The organism is Corallococcus sp. AS-1-12, from assembly GCF_020036995.1.
In the GTDB taxonomy this organism is placed as follows: domain Bacteria; phylum Myxococcota; class Myxococcia; order Myxococcales; family Myxococcaceae; genus Corallococcus.
The window spans coordinates 274,111-292,327 of sequence record NZ_JAIQDD010000008.1 but is presented as its reverse complement, the minus strand read 5'-3'; the positions used below and the strand labels follow the sequence as shown (position 1 = coordinate 292,327).

The following is an 18,217-nucleotide window of genomic DNA, read 5'->3' as shown; positions in this document are numbered from 1 at the left end:
CGCCTTTGTTCGGGAGTGAACTGGGACCCGCCCACCGGGGTGGGGCCCGCACTTCCGAGGGGGAAGTCATGGATCAGCAGCAGCTCGAGATGATGCAGCAGATGCAGGACCAGCAGGCGGCGGGCCCGGGCCCGCTGTTCTGGATCTTCTACCTGGCGTTCATCGGCTTCATCATCGCCGGCATGTGGAAGACGTTCGCCAAGGCGGGCGAGCCCGGGTGGGCGGCCATCGTGCCTTCTACAACATCTACGTGCTGACCAAGATCGTCGGCCGTCCGGCGTGGTGGGTGGTGCTGGCGCTCCTGCCGTGCGTGAACTTCATCGCGCTGTTCATCATCAGCATCGACATGGCGAAGTCCTTCGGGAAGGGCGTGGGCTTCGGCATCGGGCTGGCGCTGCTCGGCCCGGTCTTCTACGCCATCCTCGGCTTCGGCGACGCGCAGTACCAGGGCCCGGCCGCCGCCTCCGGTGGCATGTCCGCGGCGTAGTCCCCCACGGCCTCCGAGGCCGTGAGCGGCGGCGGTGGAGTGGCCTTCCGGTCGCTTCACCGCCGTTCGTGTTTGTAGAGCCCGCCATCACTCGCCCGGGCGCCCGACATCCATTAGAGCGGAGCGCGATGCCTGGACCGCGCGCTCCCTCTCGACTGTCGCTCCCCTTCGGCCTCGGACTCGCGTTGCTGCTGCCCGGAGTGGCCAGCGCGCAGGCCGTGCCGCCCGTGGAGACGGAGCCCGAGGAGGAACAGGTCCCCAGTGAGACCCGCACCGTCGTCACCGCCACGCGCCTGCCGCGTCCGCTGCGGGACGTGCCCGCCACCACGGTGGTGATTCCCCGCGCGGAGATGGAGCGCAGCCCCACGCTCACGCAGGACGCGCTCATCCGCACGCTGCCGTCCGCGGCCACCTTCCGCCGCACGCCGTCGCTCGTCGCGGACCCCACCGCGCAGGGGCTCAACCTGCGCGGGCTCGCGCCCTCCGGTGTGGCGCGCGGGCTGGTGCTGCTGGACGGACTCCCCTTCAACGACCCCTACGGCGGCTGGGTCTTCTGGCGCGCCCTGCCCCGCCTGGGCCTGGACCGCGTCGAGGTCGTCCCCACCGGCGGCTCCGCGCTCTACGGCAGCGCCGCGCTGGGCGGCGTGGTGCAGTGGTTCTCCCGCCCCATCACCGGCCCGGTGCTCGATGCCGACGTGTCCGCCGGCAACCTGGGCACCGGCTTCGCCGCCGCGCGCATCGCGGACCGCTGGGGCCGCGTGGGCGCGACCCTGGAGGTCGAGGGCCTCACCAGCAACGGCTACCGCATCGTCCCCGAGGGCCAGCGCGGCCGCATCGACGGCGACACGCCCTCCGAGCACGTCAGCGCCCAGGCCCGCGTCGAAGCGGCGGCCACCGACCACCTCTCCCTCTCCGCCCGGGCGGGCGTGTTCCGCGAGGTGCAGAACGGCGGCACGCAGCACACCGTCGCCAGCGTGGACCTGGCGTGGTTCGCCGCGAACGCCCGCCTGCGCACGGACGCCGCCGGCGCCTTCGAACTGGGCCTCTACGGCCGCACCCAGCACTTCGCCCAGGACCGCGCCCGCGTCGCCCCGGACCGCGCCTTCGAGACCCGCTCCGCCCTCCAGGACGTGCCCGCGAACGACCAGGGCGGCTCGCTCGTCTGGACCGGCCCGGAGCTGACGCTGGGAGGACGCCACGTGCTCGCCGCGGGCGTGGACGTGCGGCGCTCCCACGGCAGGGCCGATGAGCTGCTCTTCCCCCCCACCTACACCGCCACGACGCTCTACGCGCGCAACACGCGGGGCACACAGCTCTCAGGCGGCGTCTTCGTGCAGGATCTCTACACCGTGTCCCCCGCGCTGGAGTTCGCCGGAACCCTGCGCTGGGACACGTGGCGCAACTTCGACGGCAGGCAGTTGGAGAGCTTCGCGAACGGCACCACCACCGCCACCGCCTACACGCCCCGCACCGCGAGCCAGCTCAGCCCCCGCCTCGCCGCGCGCGTGCGCCCGCGGGAGTGGCTCACCCTGCGCGCCTCCGCGTACCGCGCCTTCCGCGCCCCCACCCTCAACGAGCTCTACCGCCCCTTCCAGGTGGGCACCGTCCTCACCGCCGCGAACCCGGACCTGGGCGCCGAGCGCCTCTGGGGCACCGAGGCCGGCGTGGAGGCCACCGGCCCGCGCGGGCTCACCGGCCGCGTCACCGGCTTCTGGAACGTGCTGGACGCCCCCGTCACCAACGTCACCCTCGCCACGCCGCTGCCGGGCGGCGCCACCCGCCAGCGCCAGAACCTGGGCCGGGCCCGCGTGCGCGGCGTGGAGCTGGGCGCGGACTGGCGCGTGTCACGGCGGTGGACCGCGCTCGCCGCCTATACCTTCGTGGACCCCGTCGTCACGCGGGCTCCCGGACAGCCCGACCTCGTGGGTCGCCAGCTCCCGCAGGACCCCCGGCATCGCGGCGCGCTCGCGGTCTCCTTCGACGACCCGTCCATCATCTCCGTCACCGCGCAATTGCGCGTGTTCGGCCCGCAGTACGAGGACGACCTCAACGCGCGCGGCATGGGCGGCGCGGCGGTGGTGGACCTGTTCGTGAGCCGCCACCTCTTCTGGAAGGTGGACGCCTTCGGCGCGGTGGAGAACCTCTTCGACCGGCGCTACCTCGCGGGCCGCGCGGGCGTGGACACCCTGGCCCCGCCCTTCCAGGCGCGCGTGGGCCTGCGCCTGCGCGACGTGTTCAGCGAATCGAGCGCACGGGCGGCACCGGGCGCACCGGGCCGTTGAACCAGCGGCTCAGCTCCGTCGTGTCGTCCATCCGCTTCGCGGGCGGCAGGCTGGAGAGGAACACGCGGCCGTAGCCCTTGGTCACGATGCGGCGGTCCAGCATCGCCACGATGCCCCGGTCCGCCTGCGTGCGGATGAGCCGCCCGAAGCCCTGCCGCAGCGCCAGCGCCGCCTGCGGTAGCTGGTACTGGTCGAAGGGCTCCTCCCCGCGCGCTTGAATCTGACGGATGCGCGCGGCCACCAGCGGGTCGCCGGGAGACGCGAACGGGAGCCGGTCGATGATGACCAGGCTCAGCGCGTCCCCGGGCACGTCCACGCCCTCCCAGAAGCTGTGCGCGGCGAAGAGCACGCTGGGCGTCTGGCGGAAGGCGTCCAGCAACTGCTGCTTGGGCCGCTCCCCCTGGAGCAGCGCCTGGTAGGGCAGCCGCGTCGCCGTCAGCTCGTACGCGCGCACCATGTTGCGCAGCGACGTGAAGAGCACGAACGCGCGCCCGCCCGTCACCTCGCACAACTGGATGATTTCCTCCGCCGCCGCCTCGATGAAGCCCGGGGCGCTGGGGTCCGGCAGGTGCGTGGGCAGGTACAGCGCGGACTGACGGGGGAAGTCGAACGGGCTGGGCACCGCCAGCGTGCGCACGCGCGTCACGGGCTGGCCCTCGTCGTCGTACATGCCCATGCGCCTGGCGAAGAAGTCGAAGCGGCTGTCCGCCGCGAGCGTCGCGGAGGTGAACACCACCGTGTCCAGCGCGCCGTAGAGCCGGTCGCGCAGCTCCTTCGCCACGTCGATGGGGTTCGCGCGCAGGAACAGCCCCTTGCCGCGCGCCTCCGCCCAGTACACGTGGTCCGCGGACTCGGACTTCTCCAGGAAGGTGAGCTGCTCCGCCATCTCCTCCGCGCGGCGGTGGATGGCGGCCAGCTCCGGCTCGCGCTCGCTGCCCGCGAAGGACGCCAGCGCGGCCAGGCCTTCACGCACCTGCTCCAGCGCGCCGGACAGCTTGCCCATCGTCTCCGGGCGCAGGGCCACGGTGGACTCCTGGCTGGACAGCCCCAGCGCGCGTGGCGCCTGGAGGAACAGCGCGTCCGCGTGCGAGCGCACCCGCTGGGCCAGCGCGGAGAGCGTCGCGTGCCGCTCGTCCTTCGCCGGCAGGGCCGCCACCGCGTCGCGCGACAGCTCCTCCAGCCGGTAGTTGGACACGCTGCACCCGAAGTGGCTGCTGGCCGCGTCCTCCAGCGCGTGCGCCTCGTCGAAGATGACCGCGTCGTAGAAGGGCAGCACCCCTTCCGTGCGCTTGCCGGAGCTGCGCAGCGCCAGGTCCGCGAAGAACAGGTGGTGGTTCACCACCAGCAGGTCCGCCGCCTCCGCGCGCTTGCGCATCCGCGTGACGAAGCACGTCTCGTACTGCGAGCAGCGCGAGCCCAGGCACGTCTCCGACGTGGTGGACAGCCGCGACCACGCGGCGAAGGACTCCGGCAGATCCAGCTCCGCCCGGTCCCCCGTCTCCGTCTGCGTCACCCACTTCTTGAGCAGCGGCCACTGCTTCGCCTCGTCCTTCGAGACGAACTGCGGGTCCTTCTCGAAGGAGTCGTAGCGGTGCAGGCACAGGTAGTTGCCGCGCCCCTTGAGGTACGCCGCCTGGAAGCGCAGCCCCAGCTTCTCGCTGAGCAGCGGCAGGTCCTTGAAGAACACCTGGTCCTGGAGCGTCTTCGTGGCCGTGGACACCACCACCTTGCGCCCGGACAGCAGCGCGGGCACCAGGTACGCCAGCGTCTTGCCCGTGCCGGTGCCGGCCTCCGCCAAGAGGTAGCTGCCCTCCGCGAAGGCCCGCTCCACCGCGCGCGCCATCTGGAGCTGCTCCGGGCGGTGCTCGTACGCGGGCAGCGCCTCCTCCAGCGCGCCACCGGGCCCCAGCAGGCTGTCGACAGAGAGAGGACGGGGCGCGGGCGCGGACATGCGGGGCGGTTCGGGGGCAGGAGGACGCGAAAGGCGGCCCCGCAGGATAACAGCGCCCGGCGCCCCCCGCGCGTTCCCTGACGCGGCCCGGAAGCCCTGCCTCCCGCCCGCCCGGGAAGCGGGCCGGCCGGCGCTCCGCCGCGCCCGAGGCAGGCTCAGGCCGCGCGTATCATCTGGACGAGCACCAGCAGCAGCACCAGGGACACCACCAACACGGCGCCCATCACCACGGTCTTCACCTTGCGCCCCAGCACCGGGGACGGCCCGTCGGAGGTGAGCGGCGTCGCCGTCGTCACCCGGCGGACCACCTCATCCCGTCCGCGCAGCGCCTGGGCGTCGTTCGGCGCCCGGGCCAGCCGCATGCGGTACAGCCGGCCCACCATGGCCATCTCGCCCCGCCCCATCGCCTGGGACAGCAGGCGGTCATGCGCGTCCCAGTCGTGCCAGGCCTCCAGCAGCTCGCGCCACTCCCCGGCCAGGAGCTCGGAGGGCTGGTGCTCGTCCGGGATGAAGTTGGCGTAGACCAGCCCGCACGCCGAACAGGACCCGGCGTCCTCGCGCATGGGGGCCACGCACTTGGGGCAGCGGCCCGGGGGCGCCTGGAAGGGGTCCTCACCCGACACCCGCGGATCCGCGGCGGGCGCGTCCTGGCGCACCACCCGCAGCGCGGTGACACTGGGTCGCGACGGAGGCGGCGGAGGGCCCTCGGCGGGGGCCTTCACCGGCACCGCCACCGCCAGGCCCTCCCCTCCGTCACCCGCCGGAGCAGGCGCGGGCCGCGCGGATGCAGGCGGGGAGAGGGACGGCGCCGCCCGCGTCCACGCCCCACACGCCGGGCACGCCACGGCCAGCGCGTGGTCCTCCAGGACGTAGGTCTCCACCTTCACCAGCCGGTCGCAGCTCTCGCACTGGTACTTCATGACCACACCTCTCGCAGCGGGATGGGCATCGCGCACCCTACCAGCGCCAGCAGGCACAGCGCGCAGATGACCTTGCGCGAGGCGCTCAGGGGCTCCTCGGGCCGCAGCACCTCCGGGTGGCCGAAGCCCACGACCTTGCTCGCCACCACCAGCCACAGGCCCCACGACACGGTGACGAACACGGTGAGGAACAGCAGCACCACCGCCACGCCGTGGCCCACCCACCGGGCCCGGGGCCCCAGCACCGCGAACGTCAGGTGCCCGCCGTCCAACTGCCCCACCGGCAGCAGGTTGAGCAGCGTCACCAGCAGGCCGAACCACGCCGCCATCACCACCGGGTGCACCACCACGTCCTTGCCCTCCGGCAGCGGCCCCAGCGCCAGCCACGTCAGCGCCTTCATGATGAGGTTGTCGCCAAAGAGCGTCTGGTGGCTCGTGTAGACGGGCGCCATCGCGGGCGGCGCCTGCGTCAGCTTCTCCATCGCCCACCGCAGCAGGTCCTGCCCCAGCACCCACAGCGACGACTCGCCGGGGAACGCGGACGGCACCGGCGGCGAGTCCACCACCGTGGAGTGCAGCAGCCCCCAGTAGAGCAGGGGCAGCGCCACCACCAGGCCCGCCAGCGGCCCCGCCGCTCCAATGTCCACCAGCGCGTCGCGCGTGGGGATGCGCCCGCGCAGCCGGATGACCGCGCCCAGCGTGCCCAGGCTCCCCGGCACCGGCAGCGGGATGAAGTACGGCAGGGACGTGTCCACCCGGTGCCACCGCGCGAGCACGTAGTGCCCCATCTCGTGCGAGCCCAGGATGGCCAGCAGCGACCCGCTGAAGAACAGCGCCTGGGTCCGGTCCTCCGCCAGCAGCCCGCCCCCGCTGAACGGGAACGAGCGGCCGAAGAGCAGCAGGTACGCGAGGAACGTCGTCCCCAGCGTCACCACGAAGAGCAGCAGGTGCAGCCAGACGCGGGCCGGGGCGGGACGGGGAACGGAAACCGGGTGCATGCGCGAAGATGCCTCACGTCCGCCAGAGGGGCGACCACTCCCGCGCCGCCCGGCGGATGAAGTGTCCAACAGAACTCGGAATACCCCGACCCGGGTCCTTGACTTGAAAAAGCCTTCTGCTACGTACCCGGCCGCTTGAGGTTTTACTGAACGGCGGAGGGCCCGTCCGGGCCGTTCCGTCACCATCCAAGCCACCGTCTGTTGGGGAGATAAAACATGAAGAAGTTCATCCTGTCCGCCGTCGCCGCCGCCTCCCTCGTGGGCTGCACCAGCGTCGAGTCCGCCGTCGTCTCCGGCTCCGAGATCGCCGCCAACGGCGAGGCCGTGGCCGTCATCCAGGGCAGCTCGCTGGGCCTGACCGCGATCTTCCACATCATCGACATCGTCCAGAGCGACCTGGACACCGTGGTGAACAAGCTCCTCATCACCGAGGCGAAGGCCATGGGCGCCTCCAAGGTGGACCTGAAGTCGGCGAACACCACGCCCCGTCACGGCATCTTCGCCCTGTTCGGCACCATCATCGGCATCACCAGCTCCTCCGCGACCGGCGTGGCGGTGAAGTAGTCCGAAGCTGCCTCCTCACCGTGGCAGTCCGAAGGCCCCCTGGGAACAGCGGGGCCTTTTCCATTTCCAGCCCCCGGATTCTCCCCATGCGCGCCCTCCTCCTCGTGCCCCTCGTGTGCGTCCTCGCGTGCCGTTCGTCCTCGTCCGGAGGCGCGAACGACGCGGAGCTGATGGCCCAGGTGCGGGAGAAGCTGGCCGCGCGCGACGCGAAGCTCCAGGCCTACCAGTTGGAGGGCACCCAGACGGAAGGGGAGACGGCCTCCGCGGGCTTCACCTTCGCCTACCGCGCGCCCCAGAAGATGCGCGGCACCGTGTCCGCGCCCCAGGCCCGGCAGGTGTGGTGGGACGGCAAGCACCTGTACGAGCAGGTGGAGGCGACGAAGCAGTTCACCACCTTCACCTCCCAGGTCTCCGCGGAGAAGCTGTCCGCGTTCCTCACCGAAATCTTCACCCCCTTCGTGCCGGACGGCTTCCGCGCGCCGCTGCTCCTGCGCAGCGCGAAGGCGAAGCGCACCACCGGCCTGCCCCAGGCGAAGGAGGCCGTGGAGCTGACCATGGCGCTGGAGGGCGAGGCGGGCGGCGGCGTGGAGGTGACGTACGTGCTGCGCTGGCCCTCGCTGGACTTCCTGGCCAAGAAGACGCGCGCGCCGGACGGCACCCGGGCGGAGGTGCGGATGGAGGAGGAGCACTGCGACGCGTCCCTGGGGCTGTGCGTGCCCCGGAAGCTGACGCGCTGGCTGGGGGACGCGAAGCAGGGGGAGACGGTGCTGTCGAAGGTGGACCTGAAGACGCCGCTGCCCAACGACGCCTTCACCCCCGCCGCTCCGGACGGATACAGCGTGCAGACCCGGACACTCGTGGACAGCGAAGCGCAGGAGAGTGGACCGAAGTCGCCCGCGGGCGGTTGACCGGCCCGCCGCCCGTCGCCACCTTGGCGGCGGAGGTTTGCCGCGAATGGTCGAGAACGTCATCTTCGACGTGGATGGGACGCTGGTGGATTCCGTGGACGAGCACGCCGAGGCCTGGCGCCGGTCGTTCATCGAGTTCGGGCGGGACATCCCGTTCGCCCACGTGCGCAGCCAGATTGGCAAGGGCGCCGACCAACTGCTGCCCGTCTTCTTCAACGACGAGGAGCTGGAGCGCTTCGGCAAGGACCTGGAGGAGGACCGCTCCGCGCGCTTCAAGCGCGAGTTCCTCCCCAAGGTGCGCGCCTTCCCGCGCGTGAAGGAGCTGTTCCAGTTCCTGCGCAAGCGCGGCCGGAAGATCGCCCTGGCCTCCAGCGCCAAGGACGACGAGCTCAAGCGCTACGTGGAGCTGTGCGGCATCGACGGACTCTTCGAGGCGAAGACGGCCAAGGACGAGGTCGACAAGAGCAAGCCGCACCCGGACATCTTCGAGGCCGCGCTCGCGAAGCTGGGCAAGCCGGACCCCGCCACGGTGGTGGTGGTGGGTGACACGCCCTTCGACGCGCTGGCCGCGGGCAAGCTGCACCTGGCGTCCGTGGGCGTGCTGTGCGGCGGCTTCCGCGCGGAGGACCTGCGCACGGCCGGCTGCCGCACGCTGGTGAAGGACCCCGCGGAGCTGCTGCGCCGCCTGGAGACGGATCCCGAAATCTGGCCCTGGGACGCGGCGTCGCGGGACACCTCCAAGGACGAGGAGTCGCGCTGACGTCCGCCGTGGGGTGAAGGCGTCCCCGGCGGCCACGGACCCGTGGCCACCGGTGGAGCCCTCCGGGTGCTACTTGCGCGAACCGCCCCGCTTCGCGCGTGAACGCGACGCGGTGCTCTTGCGAGCCGTCCCGCGACGCGCGGTGCTCTTGCGAGCCGTGGAGCGCTTGCCGGCGGTCCCGGTGCGCGAGGTGGCCTTGCGGCCGGTGGTGGTGCGCCGGGCCCGGGTGGGCGCGGCCTTCCCGCGGCTGGAGGTCGTCTTCTTCGCCGTGGCGGCGCGGCGCTTGCCACCCACGCGTCCGGCCTTGCGCGCGTTCTTGCGGGCCGCGGGGCGCCGGCGGGCCGCCTTCGCCTTGCTGCCGGAGCCGCCCTTCACGCCGCCCCCGGTGAGCTTGTTGACGGTGGCCCACGCGCGGGCCTCCGCGGTCTTCTCGCTGGTGCCCTGGTCCTCGTAGCCCTTCTCGATGTGCCGGGCCATGCGCTGCTGCTTCGCCGAGTACTTGTCCTTGCTTCCTCGTGCCATTCAATCCCCTCCTGGAGAACGTCCCGGCGCGGGTCCGTGGCACGGAGTCCGCGTCGCCTGGAAGGTGAACACGCCTGCCCAGCGAGGGAACCCGCCGGCCCCCTACCCCTGTCCACCCGTGGAAGCTCTCCGCGCGCGGGAGGTGGGGAATGGACAGTGCCCCTGCCCTTTTCTCCCGGCTCCCGCTGGTGCGCGGGGACGGTCGTGCGCAGCTTGGAGACGCCGCACAGAAAGCCGAGGTTTCCCCTGGAACCCGCACTCAACGCACCGCCGCGCCTTCGCCACCTGGATGAAGGGCCCGCGGTCCTGGTGGTGAACACGCGCTCGCGCTCGGGGCGCGACGCCTTCGAACAAGCCCGGGAGCTGCTGGCCGCCCACGGCATCCCGCTCATGGCCGCGCACGCGCTCACGCGGCCCAAGCGCCTGCGCAAGGTGGTGGAGGAGGCCCTGGCCCAGGGGGCCCGCCGCGTCCTCGTGGGAGGAGGCGACGGCACCATCAGTTGCGCGGTGCAGGCGCTGATGGGGCGCGACGTGACGCTGGGCGTGGTGCCGCTGGGCACCGGCAACGACTTCGCCCGCTCGCTGGGCATCCCGGACACGCTGGAGGCCGCGTGTGACGTCATCGCCGGTGGCTACACGGCGCGCGTGGACGTGGGGCTCGTCAACGGGCGGCCCTTCCTCAACGCCGCCAGCCTGGGGCTCACCACCGCCATCGCGAAGCGGCTCACGCAGGAATTGAAGCAGCGCGCCGGCAAGCTGGCCTACCCCATGGCCGCCGCCGCGGAGATGCGCACGCTGCAGCCCTTCCACGTCCGGCTCCAGGCGGACGGCCGGACGCTGGAGGTGGACGCGCTCCAACTGGTGGTGGGCAACGGCCGCTACCACGGCGCGGGCAACATGGTGGCGCCGGACGCGACGCTGGATGACCGCTGCTTCCACGTCTACGCCATCACCGCGCCCTCGGCGGCGGAGGGCGGGGAGCGCACGGGGCTGGGCCACCTGCAGGACGTGGCCACGCTGGCGCGCGTGGCGCTGGGCATGAGGAGCGGCGGGCACCTGGAGCACGAGTCCGTCGTGCACCTGCACACCTCGCGGCTCGTCGTGGAGACGGACCCGCCCATGGAGGTGAACGCGGACGGGGAGAACGTGGGCATGACGCCCATGCGCTTCGAGGTCGCCCCCGCGGCGCTGCGCGTCTACGCGCCCGCGCCGCAGTAGGGCCGCTTCGCGCGGCTATACCTTCTCCAGCACGCTGGAGAGCACCTGGGCGGTGAAGTTCACCAGGGGAATCACGCGCCGGTAGTCCATGCGCGTGGGCCCGATGACGCCCACCGTGCCCAGCACCGCCTCCGCCGTGCCGTAGGGGCTGGCGATGACGGTGACGTCGCCGGCCGCGGAGAACTCGCTCTCCGCGCCGATGAAGACGTGCATCTCCTTGGTGCGCTGCACGCGGTCCAGCAGGTGCAGCAGCTTGTGCTTCTCATCCAGGGCGCGGAACAGCGCGCGGATGCGCTCCACGTCCGCGAACTCCGGCTGCTCCAGGAAGGAGCCGGTGCCTTCGATGAGCACGCGCTCGGGCGTCTGCAGGTCGGTGGCGGCGGCGCCCAGCTTGAGGGCCTTGGCGGTGAGCGCGTTGTAGAGCGCCTGCTCCTGGTCCATCTCCGCGCGGATGCGCTCGCGCGCCTCCTCCAGGGGCACCTGGTGCAAGAGCTCGGAGAGGTAGTTGCTGGCCTTCATGAGCTCGTCGGACGTCACCGGGAAGTCCACGGTGAGGGCCTTGTTGTGCACCTGGCCGTTCTGGCCCACGAGCACGGCGAGCACGCGGTTCTCGCGCAGGCGCAGGAACTCGATGCGCTGGAACACGGCGGCGTCGGCGCGGGGCGTGAGCACGACGCCCGCGTGGCGCGTGAGCGAGTGCAGCACGCGGCTGGCCTCCGACAGGACGTCATCCAGGTTGGACTCGTGGACCAGGCCGGCGTGGATGAGCTCGCGGTCGCGGGGGGCGGGGTCGCGCAGCTTCACCAGGGTGTCCACGTAGAAGCGGTAGCCCCGGTCGGTGGGCACGCGGCCGGCGGACGTGTGGGGCTTCTCCAGGAAGCCCAGGGCCTCCAGGTCCGCGAGCACGTTGCGCATGGTCGCGGAGGACACTTCGAACTCGCCTCTGCGAGTCAACTGCTGGCTGCCGACCGGGCCGCCGGTGGTGATGTACTCCTGCACCACGGCCCGGAGGACTTCCTTCTCGCGCTCACCCAATTCGTCGGGCATTCCCGCTCACGCTCCGGAGGGTGTCGGCCCGACCTCCGGGTCTCCATGCCTCCTGTAGAATTCTAAAAGGGACGCCCGGGGCATTCAATTGGGAGGGGCCTGCTGGAGGGCAGGCAGGCGGGGCGCTGGTCCGCCGGCCCGTGGAGCGGGTACGGCAAAGCGCACATCGCACGGCGGGGAGGTCGGGCGTTAGAAGGCCGCCGCCGTGACGACCGCGACCGTGACCCCCGACGTAGCCGAGCCCGCGCCCCACCGGGGACGCCTGCTGTTCAGTCTTTTCGCGCTCTACGTCATCTGGGGGTCGACCTACCTGGCGATGCGCTTCGCGCTGACGGGCTTTCCGCCGTTCCGGATGGCGGGGCTGCGCTTCCTGCTGGCGGGCGGGGTGTTGTTCGCCGGGCTGCGGTTGAAGGGGCAGCCGGGGCCGGGCCTGCGGCAGTGGGGGGCGGGGGTGGTGACGGGCTTCCTGTTGCTGGTGCTGGGCAACGGGGGCATCGCGGTGGCGCAGAACCTGGGGGTGCCGTCCGGGGTGGCGGCGCTGGTGGTGGGGAGCATGCCCTTGTGGGCGGCCATCTTCGGGGCGGCGTTCGGGCAGAAGCCGGGCCGCGCGGAGCTGGCGGGGCTGGTGCTGGGGTTCGCGGGGGTGGCGCTGCTCAACCTGGGCGGGGACATGAGCGGCGGCGGCGTGGCGGCGCTGGCGGTGGTGGTGGCCCCAGCCGCGTGGGCCTTCGGGTCGGTGTGGAGCCGGCGGTTGCCGATGGCCTCGGGGTTGATGACGCCGGCGACGCAGATGTTGAGCGCGGGCGTGATGATGATGGCGCTGAGCTTCGCGCTGGGGGAGCGGATGGCGGACGCGGTGCCCCCGCGCGCGATGGCGTCGTTCGTGTACCTGGTGGTGTTCGGTTCGCTGGTGGCGTTCAGCGCGTACGGCTACCTGCTGAAGCACGCGAGGCCGGCGCTCGCGACGAGCTATGCGTACGTGAACCCGGCGGTGGCGGTGCTCCTGGGCGTGGTGTTCGCGGGAGAGACGCTGGGCCCCATGACCTGGGGAGCCATGAGCGCCATCCTGGTCGCGGTGATGCTGCTGGCTCGCGGGAAGCGGTGAGGCGCTTCAGCGCCCGCAGCGGCTGAGCTTGGACACGCACAGCGTGAGGGCGTTGGCGAAGCCGTGGGCGTAACAGCTCTCGTGCCAGGACTGGGCGATGAGCGGATCATTGACCCCGGTGGGCACGCGGGTCATCTGGAAGAACGCGCGGAACTCGCCGCCCTGGAGCTGGGGGCCGTTGCGGTCCTCGTAGTTGCGGGCGTAGTTCTCGAAGGTGATGCGGTCCGCGCCGCTCTCCGCGACCACGCCGCCCCAGTGATACTCCCACACCGGCTCGCAGTAGACGGGCGGAGGGATGGGCGCCACCGGGCGGGGAGCGACCTCGTCCCGCATCCGCATCCAGTTGCGGTTCTGGGCGTCCTGGTAGCGCTCCATGGCGCCCACGGAGTACGTCTGGAACGCGTCCCCCACGCGCGGATCCGCGTAGGCGTTGAGGCCCAGCCGGTAGAGGAGCTGCTCGTAGCGTGCGCTCAGCGTCTGCCCGTTGAGGTTGACGCCGTTGAGGGTCATGCCGGCATTGGCGCGGACCCGGTTCACCAGCCGGCCGTAGTTGCGGCCAATGGGGCCGTAGTAGCCCGCGAGCGCCGCCATCTGGGCATTGGGGGTGTTGGCGCCCGCCAGCGCGTTCTGCAGCCCCACCTGGTAGTCGTTGACGGCGCGTTGCCGGGCCGCGGCGGCGTTGGGGCCCTCTCCCTGTCCGTGGAAGAGGAACGTGGTGAGGAGCACCGCCAGCCGGAAGGGGATGTCACCGTGGGCGGGGAAGACGGGGGCCCATCCTCCGAGCTGCCAGCGCGGCAGGTTGAGGAAGAGCTGATTGCCGGACTGCGAGAGCCGCACGGTGCGCTGTGAGTCCTGCTGCTCCCCCATGACCTTGCCGGAGATTTCGTTGCAGTTCTGCGACACGGCGGGCTCGAGGTGCCCGTCCTCGGACATGGCCACCTGAAACAGCCGCTTGGGTCCCGGGCCGCTCAGGAAGGGCAGACAGCCCGGCTGCGCGGGGGGGCCGATTTCGAGGTAGCGCGGCCCGGGGACCTTGGCGATCCGATAGCTGGAGCCCACGGAGCGCAGCGCGCGGTTGCACCGGTCGATGGCGCGGTCCGTGGCGAAGAAGTGCTTGGCCTGCTGGTGGCGGGGATCGGTGTCCTCGATGGCGAGTTCGTTGTCATCCGAGAACCGGAGCGCGACCTGGTCGTGCCCCCGGACCATGACGTTCGCGGTCCCGGCATTGATGAGGAAGCTTTCGCCGTTCGTCTTCGGGTAGGGCTGGGGCCGCAGCCCGTCGCGCTGGGTCTCGAAGGTGGCGTTGTGGAGGTTGACGTCCTGGGCGGCGAGCTGGGCGTTCGGGATGACGTGGTACGCCTGGAGCGCGGGAGTGGGCGAGGTCCACCGGCCTGCGCGCGCCCAGGAAGCCGCGAGGTCCGCACCGGAGAGGGCCTGGGCCGCCAGGGTCTCGGCCTCTGCTTCCAGGGCTTCATCCACGAGCAACCCGGTCCCACCGTTCCCATGAGGGACGCGCCCCGCGCGCTGTTGCAGCACATGCACCAGCTCATGCGCGAGGATCCGGCTCCCGCGAGCCAGGTCGAGTTCCAGGGTTCCCGGAGCGAAGAGGATCTGCTCGCCCCAGCACAGGGCCTTGGCGCCCAGCCGCGCGACCAGGGGGTGCTCGTGCAGGCGCACAGCGCTCAGGCCGGTCCCGAAGGCGCGCTCGAACCGGACACGCAACGCCCCTGGGAGTGCCTGGCCCCGAGCGCAGGCCTGAGCCAGGAGCGTGGGAGAGATCCAACTGTGCCGAGCATCCAAGTTCCGGGCTCCCCATGTATCAAGGCGTGTCTCGTGAACGGTCTACTACACCCGGGCGCCCCGCTCACGCGAGCCGAGGAAGACACGCCGTGCATCGACCAGCGTCCTCGGAATCCAAGTGACTCCATCAACCATGGACATCGCTGGAGACAGAGGAGGCAATAGAGTCCGGCGCGTGCGTCCCGCGACGAGTCCCTGGATGTTCTGTGTGTTGCTCACGGCGTGTGCCGGAGGTTCACGGCATGGGACGCTGCGGTTCGTGGACACGGAGACGGCCGGGAAGGCACGGCATGCGGCCTACGTGGCGGAGCAGGCGTCCGCGCGGGCCGCGCCCCAGGCCATGGCGTCCCCGTTGGTCCGGGCCATCCCTCCAGCCGTGCTCGCGCTGATGCAGCAGGAGCACGACGCGGATGAGCTGGAGCAGCAACTCGTCGCGTGTGCGGTCCAAGCTGAGCAGTTGGGGAACGCGCGCTACTTCAAGGACCGGCCTCCGACTCGGCAGGAGTGCGCGGAGGTGGTGGAGCAGGACCGCTGTGGCAAGCCCGTGACGCGGGCCATGAAGCTGGGGAAGCAGAAGCACGTGCTCGCGCTTCAGTGCGCGGAAGCGGTGCTGAAGGAGCTGTGGCCCGCGCCCTTCAGCATCGAGCAGCGCTACCGCTACTACCCGAACGCCCGCTTCCTGGAGACCCTCAGCCGGGCGAAGGAGGCGCAACTCATCGCCGACGGCTGCACCGACGAACTCCGGGGCACGATCAAGCCGGACATCGTCCTGCACGAGGACCGCAACCTGCTCAAGTCCGCGCTCACCCTGGACTTCAAGTTCCCCTGCCCTGATAGCAACCTGCCAAAGTGGACAGAGTATGGCCCCAACAGTCCATACATCGGCATGAACCAGGGTGAAGTCTACCAGGCAGCGCTGGGCGGACCGGCTCTGCTCATCTCTCCAGGCAATGGAGTGAGGCCGCGGTGAAGGACATCTTTCCGGTCATCCAGCTTCGCGCCAGGAGAGGCTGGCTCGCGGGACGCGACGGCATCGTCATCTCCTTCTTCATCCATCGTCCCCCCCAGGATGTCGCTCCTGCGGTATGGCGCGCCCTGCAAATCTACCGTCGAGTCATTCCTGCGGGAACGCTGGGCTGGTACCCATCCGACGACGGAGACATGACTCCTCTCGATGACACTGGATGGACGTATCTCCGGGAATGTCTACTGGAGCCTCCCTGGAATGGACTCCGCCCCATCGAACTCCTGGAGAGTCCGAGCGAGGCTGGCAGCTACCACTTCGAATACTACGGGCGGCAACTCGAGCACTCCATCCTCGAGGACCCCATCAGCTCGGTGTCGTTCACCTTCCCTACCGAATACATCAAGGAGCACGGGGCTTCACACCTGCGAGCCCTTGCACTCCAACTCGGGAATGAGCTGCCTTTCAACTTCGGCTACGCCAGCTTCGCCGTCGTCTCCCCCCAAGGCTTGTTCAGCTCCGCCGACTGGAACATCACCGAGGCGCTCCTCAACCGGTATCCGGGACTGGACGCCTACAACAACAGGGAGCTCAGCGCGGTCATCGGCACGCACGCCCTGGCCCCCGCCTGGCTCACGTTCCTGGGCCAGCCCCTGCTGGGACAAATGGGCGGCATCACCGCGCTCCGCAACGCCCTCCCCTTTCCGGAGGTCTTCCTGATCCCCATGGACGGGGACCGCGTGCTCGTCACCCTGGACGAATGGCCTGACCCCATCGACACGCAGGCCAAGGCCATCCCCCCCCAGTACCGCGCGCTGGCCCGCCTGATGGAACCCTTCCTCTTCCAGTACCCAGGCGAAGCGCTCCTCCCCTTCCAACAGGATACGAACCAGTGGCTCCGGCGGTTCCTTCACCCCTGAGAACTGAGCAACAGCCACTCCGTCAACGCTTGCGACCCGTGACGAGACTCTGGGGGGTCTGCGTCCTGCTGACAGCGTGTACTGGCGGTTCACGGCATGGAGCGCTGCGGTTCGTGGACACGGAGACGGCCGGGAAGGCACGGCATGCGGCCTACGTGGCGGAGCAGGCGTCCGCGCGGGCCGCGCCCCAGGCCATGGCGTCCCCGTTGGTCCGGGCCATCCCTCCAGCCGTGCTCGCGCTGATGCAGCAGGAGCACGACGCGGATGAGCTGGAGCAGCAACTCGTCGCGTGTGCGGTCCAAGCTGAGCAGTTGGGGAACGCGCGCTACTTCAAGGACCGGCCTCCGACGCGCCAGGAGTGCGCCGAGGTGGTGGAGCAGGACCGCTGCGGCAAGCCCGTAACGCGGGCCATGAAACTCGGTCAGCAGAAGCACGTGCTCGCGCTTCAGTGCGCGGAAGCAGTGCTGAAGGAGCTGTGGCCCGCGCCCTTCAGCATCGAGCAGCGCTACCGCTACTACCCGAACGCCCGCTTCCTGGAGACCCTCAGCCGGGCGAAGGAAGCGCAACTCATCGCCGACGGCTGCACCGACGAACTCCGAGGCACCATCAAGCCGGACATCGTTCTGCACGAGGACCGCAACCTGCTCAAGTCCGCGCTCAGCCTGGACTTCAAGTTCCCCTGCCCTAACACCAATCGGCCACAATGGGCTCGCTACGGAAGCAGCAGCCCCTATGCAGATGAGCTCCAGGGGACCGTCTACGAAAAAGCGTTAGGTGGCAAAGCCCTCCTCATCTCGCCAACCAAAGGAATCGCGCCGCCATGAAAGAGAACTACCCAGTCATCAGACTTCGGGGCAGGAATGACTGGCTCACGGCGCGGGATGGCATTGTCTTTTCATTCTTCATCCCTCGCGACTACTCAGAGATCGGCCCCGCGATCTGGCGCGCTATCGAGGCCTACGTTCGTGCCATTCCGGCCGGCTCACTCAACTGGTACACGTCAGCGGATGGAGACATGGTCCCGCTCGACGACGACGGGTGGACACACAACCGCGAGGAAGTCGTTGGACGCGGCGGGGGCGGCGGCAGGACCGCTGAGCTGCTGGAGAGCCCCAGCGAAACCGGCGACTATCAGGTCGAGTATTATGGGCGCCGGCTCGACAGTCCCTTCCATGATGCTCCAGTCAGCACGTTGGCGTTCACGTTCCCCACGGAATACCTCGTGGAGCACGGTGTGACGCACATTCGTTCGCTAGCACTTGAACTGGCTCGAGAGCTGCCCTTCAACTTCGGTTACGCCAGCTTCGCTCTTGTCTCGACACAGGGCTCCTGGGCTGCAGGGGATTGGGACATCACCGAAGCGCTCCTCACTCGCTACCCCGGCCTTGATGCGCCTGCTGCGAGGAGTTTCAGTTCTCGCCTTGGAACCCGAACCCTGGGCCCCTACTGGCTCACGTTTCTCGGTCAGCCCCTGCTGGGACAACTGGGCGGCATCGACGCGCTCCGCAACGCGCTCTCCTTCCCGGAGGCCTCCCTGCTCCCCATGGACGGAGACCGTGTGCTCGTCACCCTGGATGAATGGCCAGACCCCATCGACACGCAGGTGAAGGCCATCCCCCCCCAGTACCGCGCGCTGGCCCGCCTGATGGAACCCTTCCTCTTCCAGTACGAAGGGGAAGGGCTTCCCCTCTACGAACAAGACATGAATCAGTGGCTACGAAGATACTTGAGATGAGCGAACAGCAGTACCGGCATCCTGATTGTATGGGTT

18 protein-coding genes are annotated in these 18,217 nt (G+C 70.3%); 12 read left to right on the top strand and 6 right to left on the bottom strand.

The annotated features are described in order from the left end of the window. Positions 1-68 precede the first annotated feature (68 nt). The 3 genes from K8556_RS16480 to K8556_RS16470 all read left to right on the top strand — a co-directional run bounded on the left by K8556_RS16480 (position 69) and on the right by K8556_RS16470 (position 2,769). Positions 69-257 (top strand): hypothetical protein, encoded by a 189-nt coding sequence (locus K8556_RS16480; protein WP_223741029.1) that lies wholly within the window; start codon positions 69-71, stop codon positions 255-257. Further along, positions 218-487: a DUF5684 domain-containing protein gene (locus K8556_RS16475; protein WP_223741028.1), complete on the top strand. Its 270-nt coding sequence runs from the start codon at positions 218-220 to the stop codon at positions 485-487. The genes K8556_RS16480 and K8556_RS16475 overlap by 40 nt, the downstream gene beginning before the upstream one ends. A gap of 128 nt (positions 488-615) precedes the next feature. After that, positions 616-2,769, top strand: coding sequence for a TonB-dependent receptor (locus tag K8556_RS16470; RefSeq protein WP_223741027.1), 2,154 nt, complete (start codon positions 616-618; stop codon positions 2,767-2,769). Here K8556_RS16470 and K8556_RS16465 read toward each other — a convergent pair. The 3 genes from K8556_RS16465 to K8556_RS16455 form a co-directional block, all read right to left on the bottom strand. Next, a complete protein-coding gene (locus K8556_RS16465) occupies positions 2,723-4,720 on the bottom strand; it encodes an ATP-dependent DNA helicase (RefSeq protein ID WP_223741026.1) in 1,998 nt (665 codons plus the stop codon). The genes K8556_RS16470 and K8556_RS16465 overlap by 47 nt on opposite strands. 155 nt (positions 4,721-4,875) lie before the next feature. Then, positions 4,876-5,640, bottom strand: coding sequence for a hypothetical protein (locus K8556_RS16460; protein WP_223741025.1), 765 nt, complete (start codon positions 5,638-5,640; stop codon positions 4,876-4,878). Continuing rightward, positions 5,637-6,638, bottom strand: coding sequence for a site-2 protease family protein (locus K8556_RS16455; RefSeq protein WP_223741024.1), 1,002 nt, complete (start codon positions 6,636-6,638; stop codon positions 5,637-5,639). The genes K8556_RS16460 and K8556_RS16455 overlap by 4 nt, the downstream gene beginning before the upstream one ends. Positions 6,639-6,854: 216 nt before the next feature. On the opposite strand from K8556_RS16455, the gene K8556_RS16450 reads away from it, so the two are divergent. From K8556_RS16450 to K8556_RS16440, 3 genes are all read left to right on the top strand, one after another. Continuing rightward, positions 6,855-7,202, top strand: a complete 348-nt coding sequence (locus K8556_RS16450) for a hypothetical protein (RefSeq protein ID WP_120524715.1) — start codon at positions 6,855-6,857, stop codon at positions 7,200-7,202. 86 nt (positions 7,203-7,288) lie between these two features. Further along, the gene (locus tag K8556_RS16445) at positions 7,289-8,110 is read left to right on the top strand and encodes a hypothetical protein (RefSeq protein WP_223741023.1); all 822 of its coding nucleotides are present in this window, start codon (positions 7,289-7,291) and stop codon (positions 8,108-8,110) included. A gap of 46 nt (positions 8,111-8,156) precedes the next feature. Then, on the top strand, positions 8,157-8,870 hold the full coding sequence (locus K8556_RS16440) for an HAD family hydrolase (RefSeq protein WP_223741022.1): 714 nt from the start codon (positions 8,157-8,159) through the stop codon (positions 8,868-8,870). Positions 8,871-8,939: 69 nt separating this feature from the next. Here the strand turns inward: K8556_RS16440 and K8556_RS16435 are convergent, their stop codons facing one another. After that, positions 8,940-9,392 (bottom strand): transcriptional regulator, encoded by a 453-nt coding sequence (locus K8556_RS16435; protein WP_223741021.1) that lies wholly within the window; start codon positions 9,390-9,392, stop codon positions 8,940-8,942. 309 nt (positions 9,393-9,701) lie between these two features. Between K8556_RS16435 and K8556_RS16430 the strand changes: the two genes are divergently transcribed. Beyond that, complete coding sequence (locus K8556_RS16430) at positions 9,702-10,610, top strand: lipid kinase (protein WP_370639934.1); 909 nt, start codon at positions 9,702-9,704, stop codon at positions 10,608-10,610. Between the two features lie 15 nt (positions 10,611-10,625). Here the strand turns inward: K8556_RS16430 and hrcA are convergent, their stop codons facing one another. Further along, complete coding sequence (hrcA, locus tag K8556_RS16425) at positions 10,626-11,657, bottom strand: heat-inducible transcriptional repressor HrcA (RefSeq protein WP_206787492.1); 1,032 nt, start codon at positions 11,655-11,657, stop codon at positions 10,626-10,628. 205 nt (positions 11,658-11,862) lie between these two features. Between hrcA and yedA the strand changes: the two genes are divergently transcribed. Next, positions 11,863-12,762, top strand: coding sequence for a drug/metabolite exporter YedA (yedA, locus tag K8556_RS16420; RefSeq protein ID WP_223741020.1), 900 nt, complete (start codon positions 11,863-11,865; stop codon positions 12,760-12,762). 6 nt (positions 12,763-12,768) lie between these two features. On the opposite strand, the gene K8556_RS16415 is transcribed toward yedA, so the two are convergent. Continuing rightward, the gene (locus K8556_RS16415) at positions 12,769-14,484 is read right to left on the bottom strand and encodes a DUF4157 domain-containing protein (protein ID WP_223741019.1); all 1,716 of its coding nucleotides are present in this window, start codon (positions 14,482-14,484) and stop codon (positions 12,769-12,771) included. Between the two features lie 277 nt (positions 14,485-14,761). Between K8556_RS16415 and K8556_RS16410 the strand changes: the two genes are divergently transcribed. The 4 genes from K8556_RS16410 to K8556_RS16395 all read left to right on the top strand — a co-directional run bounded on the left by K8556_RS16410 (position 14,762) and on the right by K8556_RS16395 (position 18,181). Next, positions 14,762-15,532, top strand: coding sequence for a hypothetical protein (locus K8556_RS16410; protein ID WP_223741018.1), 771 nt, complete (start codon positions 14,762-14,764; stop codon positions 15,530-15,532). After that, positions 15,529-16,446: a DUF3396 domain-containing protein gene (locus tag K8556_RS16405; RefSeq protein ID WP_223741017.1), complete on the top strand. Its 918-nt coding sequence runs from the start codon at positions 15,529-15,531 to the stop codon at positions 16,444-16,446. Before K8556_RS16410 ends, K8556_RS16405 begins: the two co-directional genes overlap by 4 nt. A 113-nt stretch (positions 16,447-16,559) precedes the next feature. Continuing rightward, positions 16,560-17,270 carry a hypothetical protein gene (locus K8556_RS16400; RefSeq protein WP_223741016.1) on the top strand — a complete coding sequence of 237 codons (711 nt, stop codon included), beginning with the start codon at positions 16,560-16,562 and terminating at the stop codon, positions 17,268-17,270. Further along, a complete protein-coding gene (locus K8556_RS16395) occupies positions 17,267-18,181 on the top strand; it encodes a DUF3396 domain-containing protein (RefSeq protein WP_223741015.1) in 915 nt (304 codons plus the stop codon). Before K8556_RS16400 ends, K8556_RS16395 begins: the two co-directional genes overlap by 4 nt. Positions 18,182-18,217 lie beyond the last annotated feature (36 nt).